Annotated in this window: 21 protein-coding genes, 2 tRNA genes and 1 pseudogene; 15 read left to right on the plus strand and 9 right to left on the minus strand. The window is 70.9% G+C overall.

Annotated features, from left to right (window positions below; translation table 11 throughout):
- Positions 1-105: 105 nt before the first annotated feature.
- A complete protein-coding gene (locus tag EJC77_RS18205; RefSeq protein ID WP_125616050.1) occupies positions 106-864 on the minus strand; it encodes an SDR family NAD(P)-dependent oxidoreductase in 759 nt (252 codons plus the stop codon).
- A 1-nt stretch (position 865) separates the two neighbouring features.
- Positions 866-1,771, minus strand: a complete 906-nt coding sequence (locus EJC77_RS18210) for a fumarylacetoacetate hydrolase family protein (protein ID WP_125616053.1) — start codon at positions 1,769-1,771, stop codon at positions 866-868.
- Between the two features lie 200 nt (positions 1,772-1,971).
- Here EJC77_RS18210 and EJC77_RS18215 point away from each other — a divergent pair, with 200 nt between their 5' ends.
- Genes EJC77_RS18215 through EJC77_RS18235 form a run of 5 tightly spaced genes read left to right on the plus strand, consistent with a single transcriptional unit; the run spans position 1,972 to position 6,727 of the window.
- On the plus strand, positions 1,972-3,297 hold the full coding sequence (locus EJC77_RS18215; RefSeq protein ID WP_125616056.1) for an L-fuconate dehydratase: 1,326 nt from the start codon (positions 1,972-1,974) through the stop codon (positions 3,295-3,297).
- Positions 3,294-4,604: an alpha-L-fucosidase gene (locus EJC77_RS18220; RefSeq protein ID WP_125616058.1), complete on the plus strand. Its 1,311-nt coding sequence runs from the start codon at positions 3,294-3,296 to the stop codon at positions 4,602-4,604. Before EJC77_RS18215 ends, EJC77_RS18220 begins: the two co-directional genes overlap by 4 nt.
- The gene (locus EJC77_RS18225) at positions 4,601-4,915 is read left to right on the plus strand and encodes an L-rhamnose mutarotase (protein ID WP_125616061.1); all 315 of its coding nucleotides are present in this window, start codon (positions 4,601-4,603) and stop codon (positions 4,913-4,915) included. Before EJC77_RS18220 ends, EJC77_RS18225 begins: the two co-directional genes overlap by 4 nt.
- Positions 4,912-5,886 (plus strand): aldo/keto reductase, encoded by a 975-nt coding sequence (locus EJC77_RS18230; protein WP_240630356.1) that lies wholly within the window; start codon positions 4,912-4,914, stop codon positions 5,884-5,886. Before EJC77_RS18225 ends, EJC77_RS18230 begins: the two co-directional genes overlap by 4 nt.
- Positions 5,879-6,727 carry an amidohydrolase family protein gene (locus EJC77_RS18235; RefSeq protein WP_125616064.1) on the plus strand — a complete coding sequence of 283 codons (849 nt, stop codon included), beginning with the start codon at positions 5,879-5,881 and terminating at the stop codon, positions 6,725-6,727. Before EJC77_RS18230 ends, EJC77_RS18235 begins: the two co-directional genes overlap by 8 nt.
- Positions 6,728-6,936: 209 nt before the next feature.
- On the opposite strand, the gene EJC77_RS18240 is transcribed toward EJC77_RS18235, so the two are convergent.
- From EJC77_RS18240 to EJC77_RS18250, 3 genes are all read right to left on the minus strand, one after another.
- On the minus strand, positions 6,937-7,608 hold the full coding sequence (locus EJC77_RS18240; RefSeq protein ID WP_125616067.1) for a FadR/GntR family transcriptional regulator: 672 nt from the start codon (positions 7,606-7,608) through the stop codon (positions 6,937-6,939).
- A 143-nt stretch (positions 7,609-7,751) separates the two neighbouring features.
- A tRNA-Ser gene (locus EJC77_RS18245) sits at positions 7,752-7,840 on the minus strand.
- A gap of 76 nt (positions 7,841-7,916) precedes the next feature.
- Entirely contained in the window at positions 7,917-10,094 is a 2,178-nt protein-coding gene (locus tag EJC77_RS18250) for a prolyl oligopeptidase family serine peptidase (protein ID WP_125616070.1), read from the minus strand.
- A 71-nt stretch (positions 10,095-10,165) separates the two neighbouring features.
- Between EJC77_RS18250 and EJC77_RS18255 the strand changes: the two genes are divergently transcribed.
- The 4 genes from EJC77_RS18255 to EJC77_RS18270 all read left to right on the plus strand — a co-directional run bounded on the left by EJC77_RS18255 (position 10,166) and on the right by EJC77_RS18270 (position 14,240).
- Entirely contained in the window at positions 10,166-10,738 is a 573-nt protein-coding gene (locus tag EJC77_RS18255) for a TetR family transcriptional regulator (protein WP_125616073.1), read from the plus strand.
- Positions 10,735-11,475 (plus strand): ABC transporter ATP-binding protein, encoded by a 741-nt coding sequence (locus EJC77_RS18260; RefSeq protein ID WP_125616076.1) that lies wholly within the window; start codon positions 10,735-10,737, stop codon positions 11,473-11,475. The genes EJC77_RS18255 and EJC77_RS18260 overlap by 4 nt, the downstream gene beginning before the upstream one ends.
- Entirely contained in the window at positions 11,472-12,251 is a 780-nt protein-coding gene (locus EJC77_RS18265) for an ABC transporter permease (RefSeq protein WP_125616079.1), read from the plus strand. The genes EJC77_RS18260 and EJC77_RS18265 overlap by 4 nt, the downstream gene beginning before the upstream one ends.
- An 81-nt stretch (positions 12,252-12,332) precedes the next feature.
- Positions 12,333-14,240 (plus strand): FAD/NAD(P)-binding protein, encoded by a 1,908-nt coding sequence (locus EJC77_RS18270; protein ID WP_125616082.1) that lies wholly within the window; start codon positions 12,333-12,335, stop codon positions 14,238-14,240.
- Positions 14,241-14,320: 80 nt separating this feature from the next.
- Here EJC77_RS18270 and EJC77_RS18275 read toward each other — a convergent pair.
- Positions 14,321-14,408 (minus strand) — tRNA-Ser (locus tag EJC77_RS18275).
- A gap of 77 nt (positions 14,409-14,485) precedes the next feature.
- Here EJC77_RS18275 and EJC77_RS18280 point away from each other — a divergent pair.
- On the plus strand, positions 14,486-15,469 hold the full coding sequence (locus EJC77_RS18280) for an NAD(P)H-quinone oxidoreductase (protein ID WP_125616086.1): 984 nt from the start codon (positions 14,486-14,488) through the stop codon (positions 15,467-15,469).
- 81 nt (positions 15,470-15,550) lie between these two features.
- Here EJC77_RS18280 and EJC77_RS18285 read toward each other — a convergent pair whose 3' ends face one another.
- The 3 genes from EJC77_RS18285 to EJC77_RS18295 all read right to left on the minus strand — a co-directional run bounded on the left by EJC77_RS18285 (position 15,551) and on the right by EJC77_RS18295 (position 19,086).
- Positions 15,551-15,946: an OsmC family protein gene (locus EJC77_RS18285; protein WP_125616089.1), complete on the minus strand. Its 396-nt coding sequence runs from the start codon at positions 15,944-15,946 to the stop codon at positions 15,551-15,553.
- Positions 15,947-16,017: 71 nt separating this feature from the next.
- Entirely contained in the window at positions 16,018-17,406 is a 1,389-nt protein-coding gene (locus tag EJC77_RS18290; protein WP_125616092.1) for an APC family permease, read from the minus strand.
- Between the two features lie 45 nt (positions 17,407-17,451).
- A complete protein-coding gene (locus EJC77_RS18295; RefSeq protein ID WP_205787487.1) occupies positions 17,452-19,086 on the minus strand; it encodes an amidohydrolase in 1,635 nt (544 codons plus the stop codon).
- Positions 19,087-19,173: 87 nt separating this feature from the next.
- Between EJC77_RS18295 and EJC77_RS18300 the strand changes: the two genes are divergently transcribed.
- From EJC77_RS18300 to EJC77_RS21260, 5 genes and pseudogenes are all read left to right on the plus strand, one after another.
- Positions 19,174-19,818, plus strand: a complete 645-nt coding sequence (locus tag EJC77_RS18300) for a TetR/AcrR family transcriptional regulator C-terminal domain-containing protein (RefSeq protein ID WP_125616094.1) — start codon at positions 19,174-19,176, stop codon at positions 19,816-19,818.
- Between the two features lie 123 nt (positions 19,819-19,941).
- Positions 19,942-20,544 carry a PadR family transcriptional regulator gene (locus EJC77_RS18305; protein ID WP_125616097.1) on the plus strand — a complete coding sequence of 201 codons (603 nt, stop codon included), beginning with the start codon at positions 19,942-19,944 and terminating at the stop codon, positions 20,542-20,544.
- The gene (locus EJC77_RS18310) at positions 20,541-21,266 is read left to right on the plus strand and encodes an ABC transporter ATP-binding protein (protein ID WP_125616100.1); all 726 of its coding nucleotides are present in this window, start codon (positions 20,541-20,543) and stop codon (positions 21,264-21,266) included. The genes EJC77_RS18305 and EJC77_RS18310 overlap by 4 nt, the downstream gene beginning before the upstream one ends.
- Before the next feature lies 1 nt (position 21,267).
- Positions 21,268-24,168, plus strand: coding sequence for an FtsX-like permease family protein (locus tag EJC77_RS18315; RefSeq protein ID WP_125616103.1), 2,901 nt, complete (start codon positions 21,268-21,270; stop codon positions 24,166-24,168).
- A gap of 91 nt (positions 24,169-24,259) precedes the next feature.
- A pseudogene (locus EJC77_RS21260) lies at positions 24,260-24,472 on the plus strand (transposase); the annotation flags it as partial.

Genomic DNA, 24,472 nt, shown 5'->3' on the forward strand with positions numbered 1-24,472 from the left:
TGCCCCGAACCAGCTGCGCGGAAATCCGCGCTAACGGAAACCAGTGGACACTTATTGCACGAAATCCTCGGAAAATGAGCAACAAGTGTCCACCAGTTGGGCGGGTTATTGGCCGGCGGGGCGCAACCGCAGTTCCTGCATGCCGCCGTCGACGGCGATCGAGGTGCCGGTGGTCGAGCCGGAGGACGGGCTGGCGAGGTAGGCGACCGCGCCGGCGACCTCGTCCGCGCTGACGAGACGGCCGTGCGGCTGGCGGGCGTTCAGCGCGGCGCGTTCGGCGGCCGGGTCGTCGGCCGTGTCGAGCAGCCGGGTCACCCAGGGGGTGTCGGCCGTGCCGGGGTTGACCGCGTTGACGCGGATGCCCTCGCGCAGGTGGTCGGCGGCCATGGCCCGGGTCAGTGACAGCACGGCGCCCTTCGTGGCCGAGTACAGCGCACGCTGCGGCAGCCCGGCGGTCGCGGCGATCGAGCACGTGTTCACGATCGCGGCGGCGGATGAGGCGCGCAGGTGCGGCAGGGCGGCGCGGGACACGCGCACCATGCCGACGACGTTCACATCCCACGCCCGGTGCCATTCCTCGTCGTCGTTGTCCTCGACCGTGCCCTGCGCACCGATGCCGGCGTTGTTGATGACGATGTCGATCCCGCCGAACCGGGCCGCGGCCGCCGCGACGGCCGCGCGCACCGAGTCGTCGTCGCAGACGTTGCAGGCCAGGCCCAGCTGACCGGCCGGCAGGTCGGCCGGAAACAGGTCGAGCACGGCCACGTTCGCGCCGCCGGCCTGGAGCCGGGCGGCGATGGCCGCCCCGATGCCGGACGCGCCGCCGGTCACGAGCGCGGTCAGATTCGTCAATTCCCGGCCCATCTCAGGCCTCCTTCGGTGCGGCGGTGGTCGTGGTGGAAGCGGAACCGGCACGGTGGAAGACCTGGCGCTGCCGGCCCAGTCCCTCGATTTCCAGTTCGACGACGTCCCCGTCGCGCAGGTACGGGAACCGGCCGGACAGGGCCACGCCCTCCGGCGTGCCCGTCAGGATGACGTCGCCCGGTTCGAGCAGCATGTACTGGCTCACGTGGTGCACGATCGTGGACACGTCGAAGATCAGATCGGCGGTGGAGGAGTCCTGCCGCGGTTCCCCGTTGACCCAGGACCGCAGGCGCAGATTCGACGGGTCGACCTCGTCGGCGGGCACCAGCCACGGGCCCAGCGGCGTGGACTTCGGCAGTGACTTGCCCTTCGTCCACTGCCCGGCCGCACCCGGGAGCTGGTACGCGCGCTCGGAGAGGTCGTTGGCGGTCACGTACCCGGCCACGGCGTCCGCCGCCTCCTGAAGCGAGGCGGCATAGCTGACCTCCCGGCCGATCACGATGCCCAGTTCCACCTCCCAGTCGTACTTTTCGCCCAGCGGCGGGATCGGGGCCGGATCGAACGGACCGGTGACGGTGTTGGTCGGCTTCAGGAACACGACCGGGACGGTGGGCGCCTCGGACCCGGATTCGGCCGCATGCGCGGCGTAGTTCATGCCGATGCACACCACGTTGTTCGGCCGGCTGATCGGGGAGCCCACCCGCAGCGCGGCTGCGTCGGCCAGTTCCGGCAGGTCGCCGCGGCCGACGGCGGCCCGCAGTTTCGCGATGCCGTCGCCGGCCAGGAACGCGCCGTCGACCGCGGAGGTGAGCGAACCGGCGTCGTACACCCGCTCCGTGCCCGCCGCATCGGCAACCAACACGACCGGGACCTCGCGGCCCGGCTCACCCAAACGTGCAATCTTCATGGTTCCTTCGTCCTTCGTGCGGGGCGCGCCCGCCCTGATCGGGCCGCCAGACAGCCCGGCTAACATCTGAGCTTTCTACGTACCCTACCGGCATTTGTGCGCGCTTTCCGCAACTTTCGGGATATTGACATGATAAACATCCGATGTTTAGCTGGAGGTGACTTCCGACAGTTTCCACGACCCCACAGGAGCCACCCCCCGTGAGCACAATCGTTGCCATCCACACGCATGACGTGCGCTTCCCCACGTCCCGCGACCTGGATGGATCGGACGCCATGAACCCGGACCCGGACTACTCGGCCGCGTACCTGCGCATCGCGACCGATCATCCGGACGGCCTGGAGGGGCACGGCTTCGTGTTCACGATCGGGCGCGGCAATGATGTGGAAACCGCGGCGGTCACGGCGCTCACCCCGTTCCTGGCCGGCCGCAACGTCGAGGAACTGCTGGCGAACATGGGTGCCACCTGGAAGGAGCTGGTGCACGATTCGCAGCTGCGCTGGCTGGGCCCGGAAAAGGGCGTCATGCACATGGCCATCGGCGCCGTCATCAACGCGCTGTGGGACCTGAAGGCCAAGCGGGCCGGCCTGCCACTGTGGCGGCTGCTGGCGACCATGACACCCGAGGAGCTCGTGGAGCTGGTCGACTTCCGCTACCTGACCGACGCGTTGACCGAGGCCGACGCGCTGGAGATCCTGCGCCGGGCGGTGCCCGGCCGTGCGGCGCGCACCGCCCGGTTGCTCGCCGAGGGCTACCCGGGCTACACCACGACGCCCGGCTGGCTGGGCTACTCCGACGAGAAGCTGTCCCGGCTGGCCCGCGAGGCCGTCGATGCCGGGTTCAGGCAGATCAAGCTGAAGGTCGGCGCCGACCTGGCGGACGACGTCCGCCGCGTGCGCACGGCCCGCGCCACCGTGGGGCCGGACATCGGAATCGCCGTCGACGCCAACCAGCGGTGGGGCGTCGCCGAGGCCATCGAATGGATGACGCACCTGGCCCCCTACGACATCGCCTGGATCGAGGAGCCCACCAGCCCGGACGACATCCTGGGGCATGCGGCCATCGCCCGGGGCGTGGCGCCCATCCCGGTGGCCACCGGCGAGCACGTGCAGAACCGGGTCGTCTTCAAGCAGATGCTGCAGGCCGGGGCGTTGCAGGTGTTGCAGATCGACGCGGCCCGGGTGGCCGGCGTGAACGAGAACGTGGCCATCCTGCTGCTGGCCGCCAAGTTCGGCGTCCGGGTCTGCCCGCACGCCGGCGGCGTGGGACTGTGCGAGGCCGTCCAGCACCTGTCCATGTTTGACTTCGTCGCCGTGTCGGGGTCAATGGAGGGACGCATGATCGAGTTCGTCGACCACCTCCACGAACACTTCATCACCCCGATCGACGTCCACGACGGCTGCTACTGGCCGCCGTCCGCGCCCGGCGGCGGGGGCCAGATGCACGCCGCATCCATCGCCCGGTTCAGTTACCCGGACGGGCCGGTCTGGCAGGATGAGACAACCACCGTGGGAGGGGCCGCATGATCGACGACGCACACTGGTTCAGCCAGGCCCGGCTGGGCATGTTCGTGCACTGGGGCCTGTACGCCCTGCCCGCCCGCCACGAGTGGGTCATGAGCCGTGAAAAGATCCCGGCCGGGACGTACCGGACATACTTCGAGCACTTCGACCCGGACCTGTACGACCCACGCGCATGGGCGGCCGCGGCGACGGGGGCCGGCATGAAGTACGTGGTCCTGACCACGAAGCACCATGACGGGTTCTGCCTGTGGGACTCGGCGCTGACCGACTACAAGGCCACGAACACGCCGGCCGGCCGGGACCTGGTGGCCGAATACGTGGCCGCGCTGCGCGAGGCCGGGCTGAAGGTGGGCTTCTACCATTCGCTAGTCGACTGGCACCACCCGGATTTCACCATCGACGGCATCCACCCCGACCGGGACGCCCCGGACGCCGCCGCCCGCAACGCGGGCCGCGACATGGCCCGCTACCGCGACTACCTGCACGGGCAGGTCCGCGAGCTGCTGACCGGCTACGGGCAGATCGACTACCTGTTCTTCGACTTCTCCTACCCGGAGGGCGCCGCTTCCGATGGTGCGGCGGGCCGGCCGTGGCCCGGCAAGGGCGCGCCGGAGTGGGGTTCGGCGGAGCTGCTGGCCATGGTCCGCGAACTCCAGCCGGGCATCATCGTCAACGACCGCCTCGGCATCCCGGGCGACGTCGCCACGCCCGAGCAGTACCAGCCGGCCGGCACATTGAAGAACGACGACGGCGCGCCGGTCGCGTGGGAGGCCTGCCAAACGCTCAACGGCAGTTGGGGCTACGACCGCGACAACGACGACTACAAGTCGCCCGAACTGCTGTTGCGCATGCTCATCGACGGCGTCGCCAAGGGCGGGAACCTGCTGCTGAACGTCGGGCCCACGGGCCGCGGCGAGCTCGACCCGCACGCGGTGGCCACGCTCGCGGCGCTGGGGGACTGGATGCGCGCCCACGCCCGCTCCATCCACGGTGCCGGACCGGTGAACCTGGTGCCGCCGTCGGACGCCAGGTACACGCGCCGCGGCGACCGGCTGTACCTGCACCTGTTCGCGTGGCCGTTCGGGCAGCTCCACTTGCCGCGGCTGGCCGGCAAGGTGCGCTACGCGCAGCTGCTGGGCGACGCGTCGGAGATCCGCATGAGCGTCTCCGACCCGCACCAGGCGGCGCAGAACATGACCGCGGCCGGGCAGCCGGAGGGCACCCTGACGCTCAACCTGCCCGTGCGCCGGCCGGAGGCGGCCGTCCCCGTGATCGAATTGTTCCTCGAGGAAGGGGTGGAGCTGGCGTGAGTGAGAAAATCGCCCTGCACACCCGGCTGAAGCCGGGCAAGGAGGCCGAGTACGACGCCGTGCACGCGCGGATCAGCGACGAGCTGGAGGCCGCCCTGCGCGCGGCCGGCGTCACGGACTGGCACATCTGGCGCAGCGGCCGCGAACTGTTCCACGTGGTGGAGGTCGACGACTACCGGGCCATGCGGCGGGCGCTGGCGACCAACCCGGTCAACATCGCCTGGCAGGCCGTCATGGGCGAGCTGCTGGAGGTGGAGGACGACTACACCGGCCTCGACCGCGGCCTGCCCACCGTCTGGAAACTTCCGTGACCCGCGCCCTGGGCGCCCTGGGTTTTGGCGGGGCCGGCATCGGCAACCTGTACCGGGCCATGGACGACGCCGCCGCCGCCGCGATCGTGGACGCGGCCTGGGAGGCGGGCATCCGGTACTTCGACACGGCCCCGCACTACGGGTTGGGCCTGTCCGAGCGCCGGCTCGGCCGTGCCCTCGCCGGCCGGCCGCGCGACGAGTTCACGGTCTCCACGAAGGTGGGCCGGCTGCTCGTCCCGGCCGCCAACCCGGACGGGGTGCGTGACACCGACGGCTTCGACGTGCCCGCCGACGCCGTACGCGTGTGGGATCCCTCCGAGGCCGGCATCCGGCGCAGCATCGAGGAGTCGCTGGACCGGCTCGGCCTGGACCGCATCGACATCGCCTACCTGCACGATCCGGACGTGTACGACCTGGACGCCGGGATCGGTCAGGCGCTGCCGGCGCTGGAGAAGCTGCGGTCCGAGGGGCTCGTGGCGCAGATCGGCGTGGGCGCCAACTCCGCCGATGCGCTGGCCGCCTGTGTGCGCGCCGCCGACCTGGACCTGATCATGCTGGCCGGGCGGTACACGCTGCTCGAACAGCCGGCCGCCGCGGACCTGTTGCCGCTGTGCGCCGAACGCGGCGTCGGCGTCGCCAATTGCGGCGTGTACAACTCGGGGCTGCTGGCCCGGGCCGTCGTCCCGGGGACCGCGCACTACAACTATGCGCCTGCCCCGGCGCACATCCTGGCCCGGGCCCGCGCGTTGGCCGCCTGTTGTGGTGAGTTCGGTGTGGAATTGCCGACGGCGGCGCTCCGGTTCGCCGCCCGGCACCCGGTGGTGCGCACGGTCGTCGTGGGCGCCGCCAGTCCTGAGCAGATCACGCAGACGGCAGCGCGGATGGCCGCCGACGTGCCCGCCGACCTGTGGGACGAGCTGGCGCGGCGCGGCCTGCTCGAACCGAGCCTGGTCGATGCCGCCGGTGACTGAACGGGTGGACGCGCACCTGCACGTGTGGCGGCTGGGGGAGGGCCGCTACCGGTGGCTGGGTCCGCGGCACGGGCGGCTGTTCAGGACCTTTGGCGCCGCCGAGGCGCGGGAAGCGCTGACGGCCGCCGGCGTCGGCCGGGCCATCCTGGTCCAGGCCGACGACACGGCGGAGGACACGGCGAACATGCTGGCCCAGGCCGCCGCGCATGACTGGATCGCCGGCGTCGTCGGCTGGCTGCCCCTGGAGAATCCGGCCGCGGCAGCGACCCTGTTGGAGCGGTGGCGGGCGCATCACGCGTTCGCCGGCGTGCGCACGCTCGTGCACGACGACCCACGCGACGATCTGCTGTTCCGGCCGGAAGTCCGCCGCACGCTCGCGCACATCGCTGACGCCGGCCTGCCGTTCGACGTCCCGGACGCCTGGCCGCGACACTTGCACCGGCTGCCGTCGCTCGCCGGCGCGCTACCGGAGCTGACCCTCGTTGTCGACCACCTGGGCAAGCCGCCGCGCGCCGACGGCCGGGCGGCGATGGACGAGTGGGCCAGGCAGTTGCGGGCCGTGGCCGAGCACCCGAACACGGTGGCCAAGGTGTCCGGCCTGTTCGCCCCCGGCGCGCCGTTCACGGCCGCCGCGTTGCGCCCGGCGTGGGAAATCGCGCTGGACGCGTTCGGCCCCGACCGGCTCATGTACGGCGGCGACTGGCCGGTCAGCCTGCTCGGCGCCCCCTACGCCGACACGCACGCGATACTGGCCGCGCTGATCGACGAGCTCGCGCCGGCCGAGGCGGAGGCGGTGTGGGCCGGCACCGCCCGCCGCGTCTACGCGCGCGCCCTGCGGTGATCGAGCTTGTCAGAGACCTGCGGTGGTCGAGCCTGTCGCCGGTGATCGAGCTTGTCGAAGTCCCCGGTGATCGAGCTTGTCGAGATCCTGGGTTTCGACAGGCTCAACCGCCGTGATCCCCGGTTTCGACGGGCTCAACCAGCGTGACCTGCGGTGATCGAGCTTGTCGAGATCCCCGGTTTGACAGGCTCAACCACCGCGATCCCCGGCTACAGCGCCCCGCGCAGCCAGGTCTCGACGCCGCTGATGTGGACGGTCAGCAGTGCCTTGGCCAGTTCGGCGTCGCCGCGTTCGAGCGCGTCGGCGATGGCGGCGTGCTCATCGAGCGTGCGCGCGACCGCCCTCTCCTGGGTCAGGCCCCGCCAGATGCGGGCCCGCACGGTGCTGGACGAGAGCCCCTCGAGCAGGCCGGTCAAGTACGCGTTGCTGGCCGCGTCCGCGATAATCCGGTGGAAGACCAGGTCGTGCCGGACGAGTTCCTCGACATCGGTGTCCTCGGTGACCCCGTCCATGCTCGCGCGCAGCGCCGCAACCTGGCCGGGCGTGATGCGGTGCGCGGCGATCTCGCCGGCGGCCGGTTCGAGGATGCGGCGGACCTCGAAGACGTCCAGCACGGACTTGTCCCGCTGCAGGTCGACGATGAATGTCACGGCCTCCGTCAGCAGCGCCGGTTCGAGGCTTGTCACGTAGGTGCCGTCGCCGCGTCGCACGTCCAGGACCCGGATGATCTCCAGCGCCTTCACGGCCTCGCGCAGCGAGCTGCGGGACAGGCCTAGCTTCTCCGAGAGCTCCTTCTCGGGCGGCAGCCTGTCCCCGGCGGCCAGTTCGCCGGAGATGATCATTTCCTTGATCTTCGTGATCGCGTCGTCGGTAACGGCCATGCGCCCAGTCTATTGGTCGGATGTTTGATTTGGCGTCATGACCCGCGGATGCTGCCATCTCGGCCGGGTTTCGGCAGGCTCAACCACCGGGCTGCCACCGAAAAGGGCACCCCCAAATTCCTTGGGGGTGCCCTTTCACACGGCGGAGACGGGGGGATTTGAACCCCCGGTCGAGTTTAACCCCGACCCTTCATTAGCAGTGAAGTCCATTCGGCCGCTCTGGCACGTCTCCAGCGCTGGCCGGTGTAGAAGCCACCGACCAGCATGGCAACTCTACCGATAGACCACGGTGCAACGCAAAACGGCCGCTACCCTTCCACGCGGCCGTCGCCGGACACATGCCGCCACAGGAATTCGTAGGACGCCGAGTGCAACCGGGCTGCCTGCAAGTTGTTGCTGGCCCCGGCGTGACCGCCCTCCAGCGCCTCGTGGAACCACAGTCCCGGCACGCCCATGGACTCCATCCGTGCCGCCATCTTGCGCGCCTGCACCGGCCCCACCCGATCGTCCGATGTCGCCGTCCAGATGAACGCCGCCGGGTAGTCCACGCCCGCCCGCAGCAGGTGATACGGGGAAAACGTGCGGATGAACTCCCAATCGGCGGGCACGTCCGGGTCGCCGTACTCGGCCATCCACGACGCCCCGGCCGAAAGTTTCGTATACCGGCGCATGTCCAGCAGCGGCACGCCGCAGGAGACCGCGCCGAACAGCTGAGGGTATTGCGTGAGCATGTTGCCCACCAGCAGGCCGCCATTGCTGCCGCCCACGCAGCCCAGGTGTTCGCGTCGGGTCACGCCGCGCGCCACCAGGTCGCGGGCCACCGCGGCGAAGTCCTCATAGGCCCGGTGCCGGTTCTCCCGCAACGCGGCCCGGTGCCAGCCGGGGCCGTACTCGCCGCCGCCGCGGATGTTGGCCAGCACGTATACGCCGCCGCGTTCCACCCCGTCCACCACGGCCCGCCGGCCCAGCCAGGTGCGCCCGAGTGTGCCACTGTAGGACGGCGTGTTCGACACCTCGAACCCGCCGTAGCCGTTCAGCACGGTCGGATTCGCGCCGTCGAGCACCAGCCCGCGCGGCGCCACCTGGAAGTACGGCACGCGCGTGCCGTCGTCGGACACGGCGAAGTGCTGCTGCACCTCGTACCCGTCACCGTCGAAGTACGACGGCGACGCCCGCACCACCGCGGCCGGCTCGCCGCCGGGATCGTCGGCCGTCCGCGATCCGAGGGTCCCGCGCAGCAGCGTCGTCGGGGTGAGGAAGCCGGTGGTGACGAGCCAGTAGTCGTCGCCAACCGCCTCGTCCTCGTCGTCGACGGCGAACGCCTGGACGGTGTGCAGCGGCGGGCAGGCATCCAGTTCCTCCGCCGCCCAGCCCCGGGACGGGTCCACGACGACGATGCGCGACGACACGTCCCGCAGCAGGTTCACCAGCAGGAAGTTGCGCGTCCAGCTCCACGATTCCAGTGCCGTGGCCGCGTCCGGGGTGAACACCGTGCGCAGGGCCCGGTGCCCGGCCATGAACGCCTCGAGGTCGGCGACCAGCAGCGACCCGGCCGGGTAGGTGGTGCCGGCGTCGGCCCAGTCGGTGCGGGGGCGCAACACCAGCCACTGACGGTGCAGGGACACGTTCACGTCCTCGGGCACGTCGATGCGCACCCACTCGTTGTCGACGCGCAGGTAGGAGCGGCTGTGGAAGAAGTCCAGCGTGTCATGGGCGACGTCGCGCTCGAAGCCGGGCACGCTGCTGTGCGCGGCGCCGCCGCTGAGGTGGTCGGCGGGCACCTCGAAGTACGACTCCCGTCCGGCCAGCGCCTCGACGGATTCGCCGCGGCGCAGCACCTTCGCCGTGCGCGGGTACGACGACTCCGTCATCGACCCGGGCCCCCAGTCGGTGCCCACGTACAACGTGTCCTCGTCCAGCCAGCTGACCCGCGACTTTGCCGTGGGCAGGTGGAACCCGCCGTCCACGAAGTCGCCCTCCAGCACGTCGAATTCCCGGTAGGTCACGGCGTCGCCGCCGTCCGGGGACAGCGCGACGAGCGCCAGCCTGTACTCCTCGCCGTCGGCGGGGCGCAGCAGCGAGGCGCCGGCCCACACCCAATCGGCGCCCTCGGCGGCGCATAATGCGTCAACGTCGAGCAACAGCTGCCAGTCCGGCGTCGCGGTCAGGTAGCTCGCCCACGACGTGCGCCGCCACAGCCCGCGCGGGTTCGCCTCATCCCGCCAGAAGTTGTAGTACCAGTCCCCGCGCTTGGTCACCATGGGGATGCGGTCCGCCGAATCCAGCACCTCCAGGACGGAGGCCTCCAGCCGTTCGTAGTCGGCGTTGATGAGGGCCGCGTCGGTGCGGGCATTGCGGGCGCGCACCCAGGCCATGGCGTCCTCGCCGTGGACGTCCTCCAGCCACAGGAACTCGTCGAAGGGTTCGTTGGCGATTTCTTCAACACCTGGCGCGCTCTGTGGGGTGGGATTCTCGGACTCCGTCATGAGCCCATCCTAGGCACGGGCAGGCGCGGCGGTCCTTGACGCCAGTAATGTTAGTGACTAACATTATGTTCATGGGCAATGCCGCGGCCACCCGAGCGCTGTTGCGGGAGCGGGCCATGGCCCTGTTCCTGGAGCAGGGCTTCGATGAGACGACGACGGCGCAGATCGCCGCCGCCGCGGGCGTGTCGCAGATGACGTTTTTCCGGTACTTTCCCACCAAGGAATCGGCGGCACTCGATGACCCCTACGATCCGCTGATCGCCGGGCTCGTGGCCGCCCAGGACCCGGCACTGCCGGTCCGTGAACGGGTCCGCCGCGGGCTGCTGGCGGCGTGGAGCTCGCTGCCCGAACCGGAGGACAACGCCGTCCGGGACAGGATCGTCCTGGTCGCCGGCCATCCGCGTCTTCGTGCCGGGGTCTGGGAGAACAACCACCGGACCGAGGAGCTGATCGTCGAGGCGCTGGTGCAGACCGGGGCCCCGGACCTGGAGGCGCGGGTTGCCGCCGGCGCGTGCCTGGGCGGCCTGACGGCCGCGTTGTTTGACTGGGCGGCCGGCCCGGACGGCCACTCCCTCGGCGAACGCCTCAGGACGGCCTTGGCGCTGATGGCACCGGCGGACGGGGGAGGCGGCGCACGCCAATGACGACCCGCGCTGGTATCAGGGCCGACCGGCTCACCACGGTCCTCGGTGGCGTCCGGGTGCTCGACGACGTGTCGCTGGAGGTCGGCCCGGGGGAGATCCACGCCCTGGTCGGACTCAACGGGGCCGGGAAAACGACGCTGATGCGGATCCTGCTCGGCATGCTTCGGCCCGACCGGGGCACGGCGGCACTGATGGGCATCCCCGTCCATGCCGCGGGTGCACGGACCTTCTCGCGCGTCGGGCAGATGCTGGACACGCCGTTTGCGTACCCCGAGCTGACGGCGCGTGAAAACGTGTACTCCGCCGCCAGGCTGCATGGGATGGGCCGGGCTGCGGCCGGTGCGGCCGCGCAGCGTGCCCTGGCTGCGCTGGGCCTCGACGCGTACTCGGCGCAACGCGCCGCGACGCTGTCACTGGGAAACCGCCAACGCGTCGGCCTGGCCGCCGCACTGGTGCACGCGCCGGCCGTGGTGGTCCTGGACGAACCGACCAACGCGCTGGATCCCCGCGGTGTCATCGTCCTGCGCCGGCTGTTGCAGGACGCGGCCCGGGACCGGGGCGCGTCAATCCTGGTCTCCAGCCACCACCTCGACGAGGTGGCACGGATGGCGGACCGGATCACCGTCCTGCACCGCGGCACGATCATCGGCACGTTGCCGCCCGGAACCGTGGACCTGGAACGCCGGTTCTTCGAACTGGTGCTGGCCTCCGAGACGCAATTCGAGGAGCAAGCATGAACACCTTCCTGGCGGCGGTGGAGTTCGAGGCCCTGAAGTTCAGGCGGGCCCGGCTGGTGTGGACCGTCACGGCCCTGCTCGGCCTGGCGCTGCCGGTGCTTGCCGCGGTGTTCACGGTCGCCGCGACCGCCGGCGGATCCAGCAAGCTCGGCCTGAAGGCGGCCGCAATACTCACGGGGCGCGGCTGGTCCGGCTACCTCGGCGCCGTGGGCATGATGCAATCGGTCGGGGCGCTCATGGGTATCGGGTTTGTTGTGTGCTGGAGCTTCGGGCGGGAGTTCACGGAGAAAACCCAGGCCGGCCTGTTTGCCCTGCCCGTGGGCCGGCGGCAGCTGGCGTACGCGAAATTCGCCGTGATCCTCGCCTGGTCGCTGGCCGTTTGCGTGGCCGGCCTGGTGATGGCCGCCGGCTCCGGCGCCGCCATCGGGCTGGGCCTTCCGGGACCGGAGGCTCTCGCGGCCGCGGCCCAGGCGCTGGCCGCGGGTCTGCTGACGGCGCTGCTGGCCTGTCCGCTGGCCGTCGTGGCCAGCATGGCGCGCGGGTACCTGCCCGGCGTGGGCGGGCTGGTGCTGCTGGTCGTCATCACCCAGGTCGTGACGACCTTCGGCGCGGGCGCCTGGTTCCCCTATGCCGCACCCGGGCTCTGGATGGGGATGGGCGGAGCCGCGGCGGCGCACATCAACCCCTGGCAACTCATCCTGTGCATCCCGGTGTCGGTTGTGGGGATGGCGGCCACGGGCCAATGGTGGAAGGCCATGGAGGTCACCGCGGGGTGAGGCGAACGGGAGGCCGGATGCGGGCCGGCATTGGGGCGGGGCCGCATCCGGCGGGCCGGAGCCATCCATTAAGCTTCAAGGGTGGAAGCCAAGGGTGAACTGAGCGTCGTGATCATCGGTGCCGGCCCCCGCGGCACCTCCGTCCTGGAACGGCTCCTGGCCCGCATCGGTGCGCACGGCGCACCCCGGCGGGTGGCCATCCACCTGGTCGACCCGTGCGAGCCCGGCCCGGGCAGCGTGTGGCGCACCGGCCAGTCCCGGCACTACCTGATGAACACCCAGTCGTTCTTCCCCACGCTCGTCCCGGACCGGGGCGTCGACGCGCCGGCGCTCGCCGGCGCCAGCTTCGATGACTGGCGCGACGCCCAGCGGGCGAACCCCTCCCCGCGGCTCTCCGCCGCGGACCGGGACGAACTGGCCACCCTGGCATCCACCGATTTCCCCAGCCGCCCGCTGTACGGGCGCTACCTGCAATGGACCTTCGAGCAGCTGCTCGCGGCCACGCCCGACGCCGTCACGGTCACCGTGCACCCCACCCTCGCCCTGCGGGTGGTGGGCCAGGCACCCGCGGCCGGGTTCGCCGTCGTGCTTGCGGACGGCACCGAACTGGCCGCCGCCGTCGTCGTCCTCGCGCTGGGGCACCTGCCGTCGCGACTCGGTGCCGGGCAGCAGCGGCTCGCCGACGCCGCCGCCGCGAACGGGCTGGCGTACTTCCCGCCGGCCGTGCCGGCCGACGTCGATTGGGCCGCCGTCCCGGCGGGGGAGACCGTGCTGGTGCGCGGCATGGGCCTGAACTTCTTCGACGTGGTCGGGCAGCTGACCGAGGCGCGCGGCGGACGCTTCGAGGCGACCGGGGGGCGCCCGGGGGAGTCGCTGGCGTACGTGCCCTCGGGCCGCGAGCCGTTGATCGTGGCCGCGTCGCGGCGCGGCGCCCCATACCGGGCGAAGGCCACACTGGCCGGCTACTACCCGGCGTCGGTGCGGCTGCGATTCCTCGGCGAGGACGCCGCGGCGGCCATCCGCGAGCGGGGCGGGGCGGCCGGGTTCGACCACGACGTGTGGCCGCTGCTGCACCGGGACGCCGTGTGGGCGTACTACGACACGCTCGCCCGGGTGCGTCCCGAGGCGGTCCGCGACGGCTTCCTGGCCGGGCTCGATGCGGCGTTGCGCCTGGGCGACGCGGACTGGTCGAGGGCCGTGGACGGGCTGGTGGCGGCGGGCATCGACGAAGCCGACCGGTTGGACCTGCCGTCGCTGGCGCGCCCGTTCGCCGGGACGACGTTCGACTCTCGCGCGGGCCTGGACGCGGCCGTGCTGTCCCACCTGTGCGCGGACGCGGCCGGATCGGCCGCCGGCGAGGACGATCCGGTGAAGATGGCCATCGGCGCGCTCAATGCCGGCCGGGCCGTGGTGAAATCCCTCGTGGCGGACGGCGGCATCACCGAGGAGTCCTGGCTGGGCGAGCTGCGCGGCTGGTTCGAGGGCTTCGTCGAGGGCCTGGCCAGCGGGCCGCCGGCGTTGCGGGTGGAGCAGCTGGCCGCGTTGGTGCGTGCCGGCGTCGTCCATTTCGTCGGTCCGGATCCGGTGTTCACCGTCCGGGACGGGCTGTTCAGCGCCGAATCCCCGTGGGTGCGCGACACGCCGTGGACGGCCCGGTGCCTGGTCGAGGCGCTGGCGCCGGCCAACCGCGTGGCGGACGGCGAGTCGGAGCTGCTGCGCCGGCTCTTCGAGGACGGGCTGGCCCGCCCGCGCCTCATGCTGGCCGCCGAGGACGAGGCCGTCGTGACCAGCGGGCTGGACGTGACGACCCCGCCGTACCGGCCGCGGGGCGCGTCCGGGGACCCCGTCGACGGCCTGTACGTGCTGGGCCTGCAGCTGTCGTCGGTCCAGTGGGGGACGGCCATCGCCGCCCAGGCCGGGGCCGAGCATCGCAGCGGGTACCGGACGCTGCTGGACGCGGACGCGATCGCGAAGGACATCCTCGGCTGAGCCCCGCAACTGGTGGACAGTAGATGTCGAAAATCGGCTCGAAACGTGCATCTACTGCCCACCAGTTGCCAGGGCATGCGCGGAAGGTGCGAGATTCGAACTCGCGGTACGGGGTAACCGCACACTGGTTTTCAAGACCAGCTCCATCGGCCGCTCGGACAACCTTCCCTACCCTAGTAGTGTTCCATAGGCGGTACAGTGCGACCAAAGCAGAGGCCGTGACCAGCCACGATGCGGGAGGAAACATGCAGGCGATAGTTCCGACGACGGCGGGCGGCCCGGAGGTCTTGCGGCTCACCGAGGTGCCCGCACCCGTGCCCGGCGCGGGCGAGGTCCTCATCGACGTGGTCGCCGCCGGCATCAACCGGGCGGACGTGCAGCAGCGCCGCGGCGTCTACCCGCCGCCGCCGGGCGCCTCGGACATCATGGGCCTGGAGGTGTCGGGCCGCATCGCCGCGTTCGGGGCGGACGTGACCCGCCCGTTCGCGAAGGGGCAGCCGGTCGTCGCGCTGCTGGCGGGCGGCGGCTACGCCGAGCAGGTTGCCGTCCCGGCGGGGCAGGTGCTGCGGCTGCCCGAGGGCGTGGACATCGTCACGGCCGCGGCACTGCCGGAGGTCGCCGCCACCGTGTATTCGAACCTTTTCATGACGGCCATGCTGCAGCCGGGCGAGACGCTGCTGGTCCATGGCGGCACCGGTGGGATCGGCGTCATGGCCGTGCAGTTGGCGAAGGCGCGCGGCGCCCGGGTCATCGCGACGGCGGGCAGCGCGGAGAAGGTCGCCACGCTGACCGGGTTCCTGGGCGCGGATGTTGCCGTCAACTACCGGGAGCAGGACTTCGTCGAGGCGGTGCGTGAGCAGACGGACGGACGCGGCGCCGACGTGATCCTGGATGTGGTCGGGGCGAAGTACCTGCAGCAGAATGTGGCCGCGCTGGCCATGTACGGCCGGCTCGTCGTCATCGGCCTGCAGGGCGGGACGAAGGCGGAACTGGACCTCGGAGCCCTGGTCTCGAAGCGCGCGGCGATCATCGGCACCACGCTGCGGGCGCGGCCGGTGGCGGAAAAGGCCGCCATCATGGACGGCGTGAGGGACAACGTCTGGCCGCTGGTCGCCGACGGCTCCATCAAGGTGCTCGTCGACAAGACGTTCCCGCTGGCCGAGGCCGCCGCCGCGCACACCTACTTCGATTCCGGCCAGCACATGGGCAAGGTCCTGCTGCTGGCCTGAGTTCCGGGGGTAGGCGTGTCGCGGTGGGCCGGCTCTGCGCGCAGGAGCATGCCTCGGTTCCTTGCGAGTCAGACGGCGGTGTCACCCGGCGCGCCGGACGGTGGCCCCGGCACGCAGCGCTCGCGGGATCTCCGCCTCGGCGTCCACCATGCGCAGCAGGTGGTGCAGCTCGGCCACGGGCGCCTTTGAGGCCAACTCCACCGTGTACTCGATGCCGGTGGACTGCCATGTATCCGGGTCGAACCGGCCGCCGGCTGCGACCCGGACCCCGTCGAGGTCTATCCCCAACGTGGCTGCCTCGCGGTAGAGGTCGTTGAGCACGCACCCGGCCACCGCCAGGTGTAGCAGATGGGCGCCGGTGAAGTCGGCCTGGACGCTCACGCCCCCGGCCGTCCACTGGTGGGGAAAGTCCAGCGTCCCCGGCCCGGGCGGACGGAACGTGCCGGCGCTCGCGGTCACACTGAAGTCCTGGTCCATGGTTGTCTCCGATTCCCCCCTCCCCAGTGTCCCGCCCGGGGCCGGGGGCTGTCCACGGCTCAGTCCTCGGCTCAGTCCTCGGCGAAGTCCAGCCGTGGCGGGGCCTGGCGGAAGCCGCGGGTGCGCAACGCCAGGAACCCGACGCCTATCAGCAGCCAGATTCCGCCGACCAGCAGCGACGAGGGGGCCAGCGAGGTCCACAGCCAGACGGTCAACGCGAAGCCGGCCAGCGGCAGCACCAGGTACTTGAACACGCCGCGGGCCCCGCGCTGCCTTCCGTCGATGTAGTAGTGCTTGGCGACCGAGAGGTTGACCATCGAGAAGGCGGCCAGGGCGCCGAAACTGACCACCGAGGCGGCCGTGGCCAGGTCCACGAACAGGCAGGTCAGGGAGAAGGCCGAGACCACCAATGTGGCGTAGACGGGGGTGGAGAAACGGCGGTGCAGCAGGCCCAGCCGGCGCGGCAGCAGGCCGTCGCGGCCCATGGAGTAGATGATGCGCGTGACGCTGGCCTGGCAGGTCAGGCCCGAGCCGAAGGCGCCGGCGACGTAGACGGCCACGAAGATCGAGGTCAGCACGGTCCCGCCCACGCCGGCCATGAGTTCGACGCCGGCCGCGTCGGGATCGACGAAGGAGGTCCAGTCGGGGTGCGCGACAGCTCCCGCCCAGGCGACGGCGATGAAGATCAACCCGCCGATCAGTGTGGTGAGCATGATCGCGCGGGGGATGTTCCGCTCGGGGTCCTTCGCCTCCTCCGAGAGGGTGGAAATCGCGTCGAAGCCCAGGAACGAGAGCGAGAGCACGGCCGCGCCGGCGAAAATCGGGCCCAGCCCGCCATCGCCGAAGGAGAAGGGTGCCAGCAGGCTGGCCGCATGGGCATTGGTGTACTGGTTGATGACCAGGGCGACGAAGACCACGATCATGATCACGCTGACGGCGACCACGGCGCCGCTGATCCGCCCGATGGACTTGATGCCCAGCACATTGACCAAGAGCACCAGTAGTAGCGACGCCAGCGCGAACACCCATGCCGGCACGGCCGGGAACTGCGTGTGCATGTAGATGCCGATGAGCAGGAAGTTCACCATCGGCAGGAGCAGGTAGTCCAGCATCAGCGCCCAGCCGGTCGCGAAGCCGACATGCCCGCCGAACGTGCTCTGCGTGTAGGCGTAGGCCGAACCCGCCCGGGGGATCACCCGCGACATCCGTGCGTAGCTGAGCGCGGTGAAGAGCATGGTCGCCAGGGCCACTATGTAGGCGGCCGGCAGGTGCCCGCCGGTGATCCCGGTCACCACGCCGTAGGTGGTGAACACGGTGACCGGCGCCATGTAGGTCAGGCCGAAGATGACCAGGGTCGGCAGGGAGAGCACGCGGCGCAGGTTCTGCGGCCGCCCGGCGGTGCTGGGACCGCCATGGCGGGTCGGCGCGGGCGCCGGGGCAACGGGTGGGGTGGAATTCATGGACGTGCCTTTCGAACGGGGAGAAAGGAGCTTGCTGTGGGCGGGTCAGGTGGTGGCGGCCAACAAGGCCGGTTCGGCCGCGTGGGTGCGCCGCCCCTCCAGCCAGGTGCCGAGTACCCGCACATCGGGTAGTGACCGGGCGTCCAGGCCGCGGGGATCGGCACTGAGCCAGACCAGGTCGGCGGCCAGCCCCACGGCGAGCGTGCCGCGGTCGTGGTCGGCGAACGCCTGGGCGGCGACTCCGGCCGTATAGGCATGCAGGGCGTCCGCGACGTCGATCCGTTCAGCGGGAACCCACCCGCCGGACGGCAGCCCGTCCGGCGTGCTGCGCGTGATCGCGGTGGCGAGCCCGTTCAGCGGATGGTGGTGTGTCACGGGCCAGTCACTGCCGAACGAGACCGTGACGCCGGCGCGGATCAGCGTGCCGATGGGGTACTGCTGGTGCGCCCGCAGCTTGCCGAGGCGCGGCAGGGTCAGGTGGTTCATCAGATCGTCCGGCTGCGCCCAGAGCGGTTCGAAATTGGCGATCACGCCCAGGGCCGCGAAACGTTCCAGGTCAGCGGGATTGACCACCTGCAGGTGGGCGATGACCGGCCGGCGGTCGGCCGGGCCGTTGACGGCCTGGACCGCCGCAATCGCATCCAGGGCCAGCCGGACGGCGCGGTCGCCGATGGCGTGCAGGTGCAGTTGGAAGCCCCGGCGGTCCACCTCGATGGCCGCGGCGTTCAGTGACTCGGCGTCCCAGTTGGCCAGGCCGGTGTCGCCCGGGGTGTCGCAGTACGGTTCCAGCATGGCGGCCGTGCCGGACTCGATCACGCCGTCCACGAAGAACTTCACGGTGCGCGCGCCGAGCATCGGCGAATCCAACTCCCGGACCCGCTCGCGCGCCGCGGCGAAGCCGGCGAGCTGGCCGCGCCAGCGCAGCGGGTCGGCGCGGAAGGCCAGGTTCAGGCGGGCGTTGAGCAGGCCCCGCCCGGCGGCCAGCAGGTAGGGGCCCAGGTCCGCGGTCTCCACCCAGGCGTCCTGCACCCACGTCACTCCGGCGGCGGCGAAGCGGGCGGTGGCGCGTCCCAGGGCGGCGGCACGGACGGCGTCGGCGATCGCCGGGGCATGGTCCATCACCAGGTCCACGGCGCCCGGCTCCTGCAGGGTGCCCAGCGGCGAGCCGTCCGCGCGGCGCACGATGCGGCCCAGCGCCGGCTCCGGCGTCGCCGCGGTGATCCCGGCGGCGGCCAGCGCCGCGGAGTTCGCCCAGACCGTGTGGTAGTCCATGGCCCGCAGCACCACCGGGCGGTCCGGGACGACGGCATCCAGCCACGCGGCGTCGAAGAGACCGTCGGCGGCCAGGGTCGAGTCGTAGCTGGCGCCGATGATCCACGCGGCGTCCGGGTGGGCCGCGGCCCACTCGCGCACGCACGCGACAATCGCCTCGACGCTGCGGCAGGCGCGCACCTGGGGGCCGTCATCCTCCAGTCCGCCGAAGAGCGGGTGGGCGTGGCCGTCGCCGAACGCCGGGCCGAGGTGTCCGCCGCCCAGGTCGACCAGCTGGTCGGCCGCGGGGCAGAGTGCATGGGCGTCGTCGCCCAGGGCGATGATGCGTCCGTCGCGCACGGCGAGGGCCGAGGTGACGCCGGCGGGGGCGGCGGCGTGGGTGCCCGAGTGAAAGACTGTCAGGGTCAAAGCGATCTCCAGAAGTAATTTAATGTCATTAAATAATCTGGTGACTACTATAGGGGTGACCCGGGTCACAGGCAAGAGGGGGAGTCGATGGATGTTGCACCGAAACGCCGGGCGGGCCGGCCTCGTCGCGCCGTGCTGGACCGCGATCGGATCCTCGGCGTCGCCCTTGACCTGCTCAACTCCGTCGGGCCCCAGCGCTTCACGATGTCGGCCTTGGCGGCCGAGCTCGGCGTCCAGACGCCGGCCCTCTACCACTATGTCGGCGGGAAGGCGGAGCTGCTCGCCGGCATGCGCGAGGTGATCAGTGACCGGATCGACGCGACCTCGTTCGCCGAGAAGGCGTGGGATGAGGCCGTCGTCGATTGGGCCCGGTCGTACCGGCTGGCCTTTGCCGCTCACCCCAACGCGATCGCGATCTTCGCCACGGAACCCATCGCGGGCGCGCACCGCACGTTGGCGATGTACGAACAGGTCATGCGGGGTTTCCTGGCCGCCGGCTGGGCCGAATCCGAGGTGCTCAACCACGTGGTGGTGCTGGAGTCCTTCATCCTGGGCTCCGCGCTGGACGCGGTGGCCCCACCCACGATGTTCGATCCCGCCGACGACGCCCCGGATACTCCGGCCCTGGCCCGCGTCTACGACCGCCGGGAGGCCGGCGGGCGGGACCCGGCGGACGCGGCGTTTGAGCTGGGGCTGTCCGTGCTCGTGGCCGGACTGAAAGCGTCCCGCTAGGCACGCCACTCCCGGCATTCTTGCGCGGTGCATACCGGGTAGCTATAGTGAGCATACGCGGTATGTATACCGTTGTCGCGGCCGGCCAAATTGGGGGCGGCCGTGCCGAACGCGGAGGCGCGCATGTCGATCAGGCATTCATTGCTGGCCCTGTTGCAGGGCGAGCCCCGGTACGGGTACCAGCTGCGGGGCGAGTTCGAGGACCGGACCGGGGCGACCTGGCCGTTGAACATCGGCCAGGTGTACACCACCCTGGACCGCCTGGAGCGGGACGGCATGGTGCAAAAGGACGGGGACGACGGCGAGGGCCACGTGATCTACAGCATCACCGAGGCGGGGCGTGCGGAGGTGATGGGCTGGTTCGCCAAGCCCGTCGCGCAGGCGAACCCGCCCCGGAACGAGCTGGCCATCAAGCTGGCCCTGGCCCTCACGATCGACGGCGTGGACGTGGCCGGGGTGATCCAGGCCCAGCGCAAGGCCTCGATGCGGTCGCTGCAGGACTACACCCGCTCGCGCCGGGAGGCCGCGAGGTCCGACGACGCCGCCTGGCTGCTGGTCCTCGATTCACTCATCTTCGCCACCGAGGCGGAACTGCGCTGGCTGGACCACTGCGAGGGGTGGATGGCCACGCACGCCAAAGGCGCCAAAAGCGGTGCCGATTCAAAAGGTTTGACACACACCAACACGGAAACATCTGTCGAGACAATGGGGGCGGCAACGCGATGAGTAACGAGATCCTGCAATTGGAAGGTGTCAGCCGCACGTATGGCGAGGGCGCCACGGCCGTGGCCGCGCTGCGCAATGTGAACCTGGCCGTCAGTGCCGGCGAGTTCGTCGCCGTCATGGGACCGTCGGGTTCCGGCAAGTCGTCCCTGCTCACGCTGTCCGGCGGCCTGGACAAGGCCACCGGCGGCGAGGTGTACGTGGAGGGCACGCCGCTGGGCGGGCTGAGCATCAATGAACTGGCCAGGTTGCGCCGCCGGGCCGTCGGCTACGTGTTCCAGGATTTCAACCTGGTGCCCACGCTGACCGCGGCGGAGAACGTGGCGCTGCCGCGCGAGCTGGACGGCATTCCGGCGCGCAAGGCCCGCCGGCAGGCCAAGGACGCACTGCGCCTGGTCGGCATCCCCGAGCTGGCGGACCGGTTCATGGACCAGATGTCCGGCGGCCAACAGCAGCGCGTGGCGATCGCCCGCGCCATCGTCGGCGAGCGCCGCCTGATCCTGGCCGACGAACCGACCGGCGCGCTCGACTCGACGACCGGCGACGGCATCCTGGAGGTGCTGCGCGGTCGCGCGGAGGCGGGCGCCGCCGTCGTGCTGGTCACGCATGAGGCCAGGCATGCCGGCTGGGCCGACAGGGTCGTGTTCCTGAAGGACGGGCGCATCGTCGACGAGGCCGCCGCCCAGCATGACCCGTCCGTGCTGCTGACCGGTTCGGCGCACTGAGATGGCGCTCGACCTGACCCCCGTTCCCGGGGGCCGGCGGCACAGGCGCGCCCTGGCCTTGAAGATGGCCTGGCGGGACATCCGCCGGCACAAGGGCCGGTCCGTGCTGATCATGACCCTTATCATGCTGCCGGTCGCGGGGCTGTCGGCCGCCGCGACGGCCGGGCAAAGCATGCTGGCCACGCCGCAGGAGACCGTGCTGCACCAGCTCGGCCAGACGCAGGGCCGGCTCAGCAACTTCGGGGCTGTCAATGCCAAGACCGTGCAGGCCGTAAAGGGGGACTTGGGCTATCCCTATAGCATGGGCGACCAGGACAAGAACTTTGTCGCCGCACACCCGGCCGACGTCGTCCCGGCCGGCTACCGGGCCATCACGTCGCAGGCATTGCAGCTCACCAGCCCGGTGGGCAACGCCCAGGTGCCGCTGCAGGGATCCGTGACGGATGTCCTGGACCCGGCCTTCGAGGGGAAATACCGGCTGCTGGACGGGGCGGCGCCCACCGCGGCAACCCAGGCGCTGGGCACGCCCGGCCTGTTCACCCGCTTCGGTTTGGCTCTGGGAGACACGCTGACGACGTCGGCCGGCACCTTTGAAATGGTCGGCAAGGTTCGTGACGCCGGGCTCTCGGACGGCAACACCATCCTGTACCTGGAAAAGTCGCAGGTGTCGGCCTCGCTGGCCGGTGACATGGACACGGGCACCGTCTACCTGGTGGGGGACAAGCCCATCACATGGACGCAGGCGAAGGAATTCAATGCGAAGGGCGTGCAGGTCACGTCCCGCAGCCTGCTGCTGAATCCGCCGCCCAGGGCCGAGGTGGGGGCGCAGGACAACGGTTCCCTGGGTGACTACCGCCGCCAAACCATGCTGTCCTACGCGCTGGTCGGGGCGCTTGTCGGCGTCCTGGCCCTGCTGGAGGTGGGGCTCCTGGCCGGCGCCGCGTTCGCCGTCGGCGCCCGCAAACAACAACGGGACCTGGCGCTGCTGGCGGCCTCCGGGGCCGAAGGCGGCACCATCCGCTCGGTGGTGACGGCCAGCGGCGTGTGGCTGGGGTTTGCCGGCGGCGTCGCCGGGGCCCTTCTTGGCACCGTGGCGGCGACCGTCGCCGTGCTGGTGGTCCGCTCCGGCGGGCACACGGTGTTCTCCGGGCTGCACGTCCAGTGGCCGGCCGTGGTGTTGCTCGTTGCCGTGGGGCTGGCCGCCGGCTGGTTGGCGGCCGTGGTCCCGGCCCGCGCCGTGGCCAGGCAGGCGACCATCGCTGCCTTGAAGTCCGGGCGGAGCGTGGCCGCTCCCTCAAAGTGGACCACACGCATTGGGCTGGGATTGCTGCTTCTGGCCGCCCTGGTCATGGCGGCCGGCGGCGCCGTCGCCCTGGCCACCCGCGGCACGGACGCGTTCAACCAGTGGATGCCCCTGGTTGGCGGGCTGATCATCGGCGGGGCGGTGCTGCTGGTGGTGGGGCTGATCTTCCTCACCGGCCGCATCATTGCCGTCCTGACCGCCAGGACGTCGTGGCTGCCGGTGCCGTTGCGGCTGGCCGCCAGGGACGCGGCACGCAATCGCGGCCGCACCGTGCCGGCGGTCGCCTCGGTGCTGGCCGCCGCCATGCTGGCCGGGGCGCTCATGGTGGGCTCGGCGAGCATCAACCAGCAGTCCAGCGACGACTATCAATGGTCGTACAACCTCAACCAGACGGCGCTGCCCCTGCAATATGTCGAGTATCCGCCGCAAACCCAAGCCGGGCCCGGGGCGGTCGCGATGAAAGACCCGAAGCGGGTCACCGTGGATCCGGTCCTGGCGATCAAGACGCTGACCCAGGAATTGGGCACCGGCACGCAGACCATGGTGTTGCGTGGCGTGCAGCGGGCCAATGACTGCTATGTGGGGTACGAGAACACCGCCCCGGCGAAGATGCCGCCCTGCATCGACTGGGTCTTGCGGGAACCTGCGCAGAACCGTTGCGAACTGGCGGCGGACTCCAGGCCGGTGGATCTGGGCGATTGGCGGTGCAAGGGCTCCATGAGCAACACCCACTACGGCGGCGGGCTTCCGCCCATCGTGGCCGGCGGTGAGGCCGAATTGACCGCCCTTCTGGGACATGCGCCCAGCCCGGCGGCGCTGGCAACACTGAATTCCGGCGGCATGGTGGTGACCAACCGGGTCTATCTGGCGGACGACAACACGGCCACCGTGATGAGTTACGACTCGCACGACGAAGCCAATTACAGCAGCATGACGCCCCAGCAGGGAGGAATCAGGTACTCCCGCCCGACGTATAAGGCCGTCAGCACGCACACGCTGGCCGCCACGGTGGACGCCCCGGACAAGGCGCTGGGGTTCTACGGTGTCGTGTCGCCGGAAACGGCCGCTACGCTGAAACTGCCGGTGGCGGACAGGTACTTGTTGGTCAACACGTCCGGACCGCTCTCGGCGGCGGAGAAGGACAGGGTCACCGCGGCCCTGGCGCAACACTTCGGGGGGTACGGCTACGTCAGCCCGGAGCAGGGCCCCAGCACTCCCATCGGGCTCATCCTGTGGCTCACCGTGGTGGGCGGCGCGCTCATCACGCTCAGCGCGGCCGGCATCACGGCAGGGCTGGCGCTCGCGGACGGCCGCGGCGACCACGCCACACTGGCCAGCGTCGGGGCCGACCCACGGCTGCGCAAGGCCCTCTCCGGAGCGCAGACACTCATGACGGCCCTGCTCGGCACCGTGCTGGGCCTGTTCGCCGGAGCCGTGCCCGTCGTCGTCGTTCTTTCGCTGCAGCGCGGCATGCCGATCGTGTTGCCGTGGCTGCAGCTGGGTGCGCTGCTGATCCTGGTGCCGCTGGTCGGCGCCGCGGCGGCCTGGCTGCTGACCCGGGCGCGGCTGCCGATGACCCGGCGGCAGACGCTGGCCTGAGAACGTGTTGGGAAAGTGGTCGGTGTTTCCCGGTGACTGCGGCGGACAGTGGGTCCAGCATTGAAGGATGAAGGGCTATTCAGCACCGCGACCCTATCCTTCGGACCTGACCGATGAGCAGTGGGCGCTGATCGCGCCGATGGTGCCGGTGAAGACCGGCGGCCGGCCCGCGGTCCATCCGCGCCGGCGGATCGAAAGAGGCGATCCTGTACGTGACCCGCACCGGGTGCGCGTGGCGGATGATGCCGCACGACTTCCCGCCCTGGGACACCGTGTACTGGTATTTCCAGCGGTGGGCAGCCGA

Origin of the sequence: Specibacter cremeus (assembly GCF_003946885.1) — a bacterium.
Taxonomy (GTDB): Bacteria; Actinomycetota; Actinomycetes; order Actinomycetales; family Micrococcaceae; genus Specibacter; species Specibacter cremeus.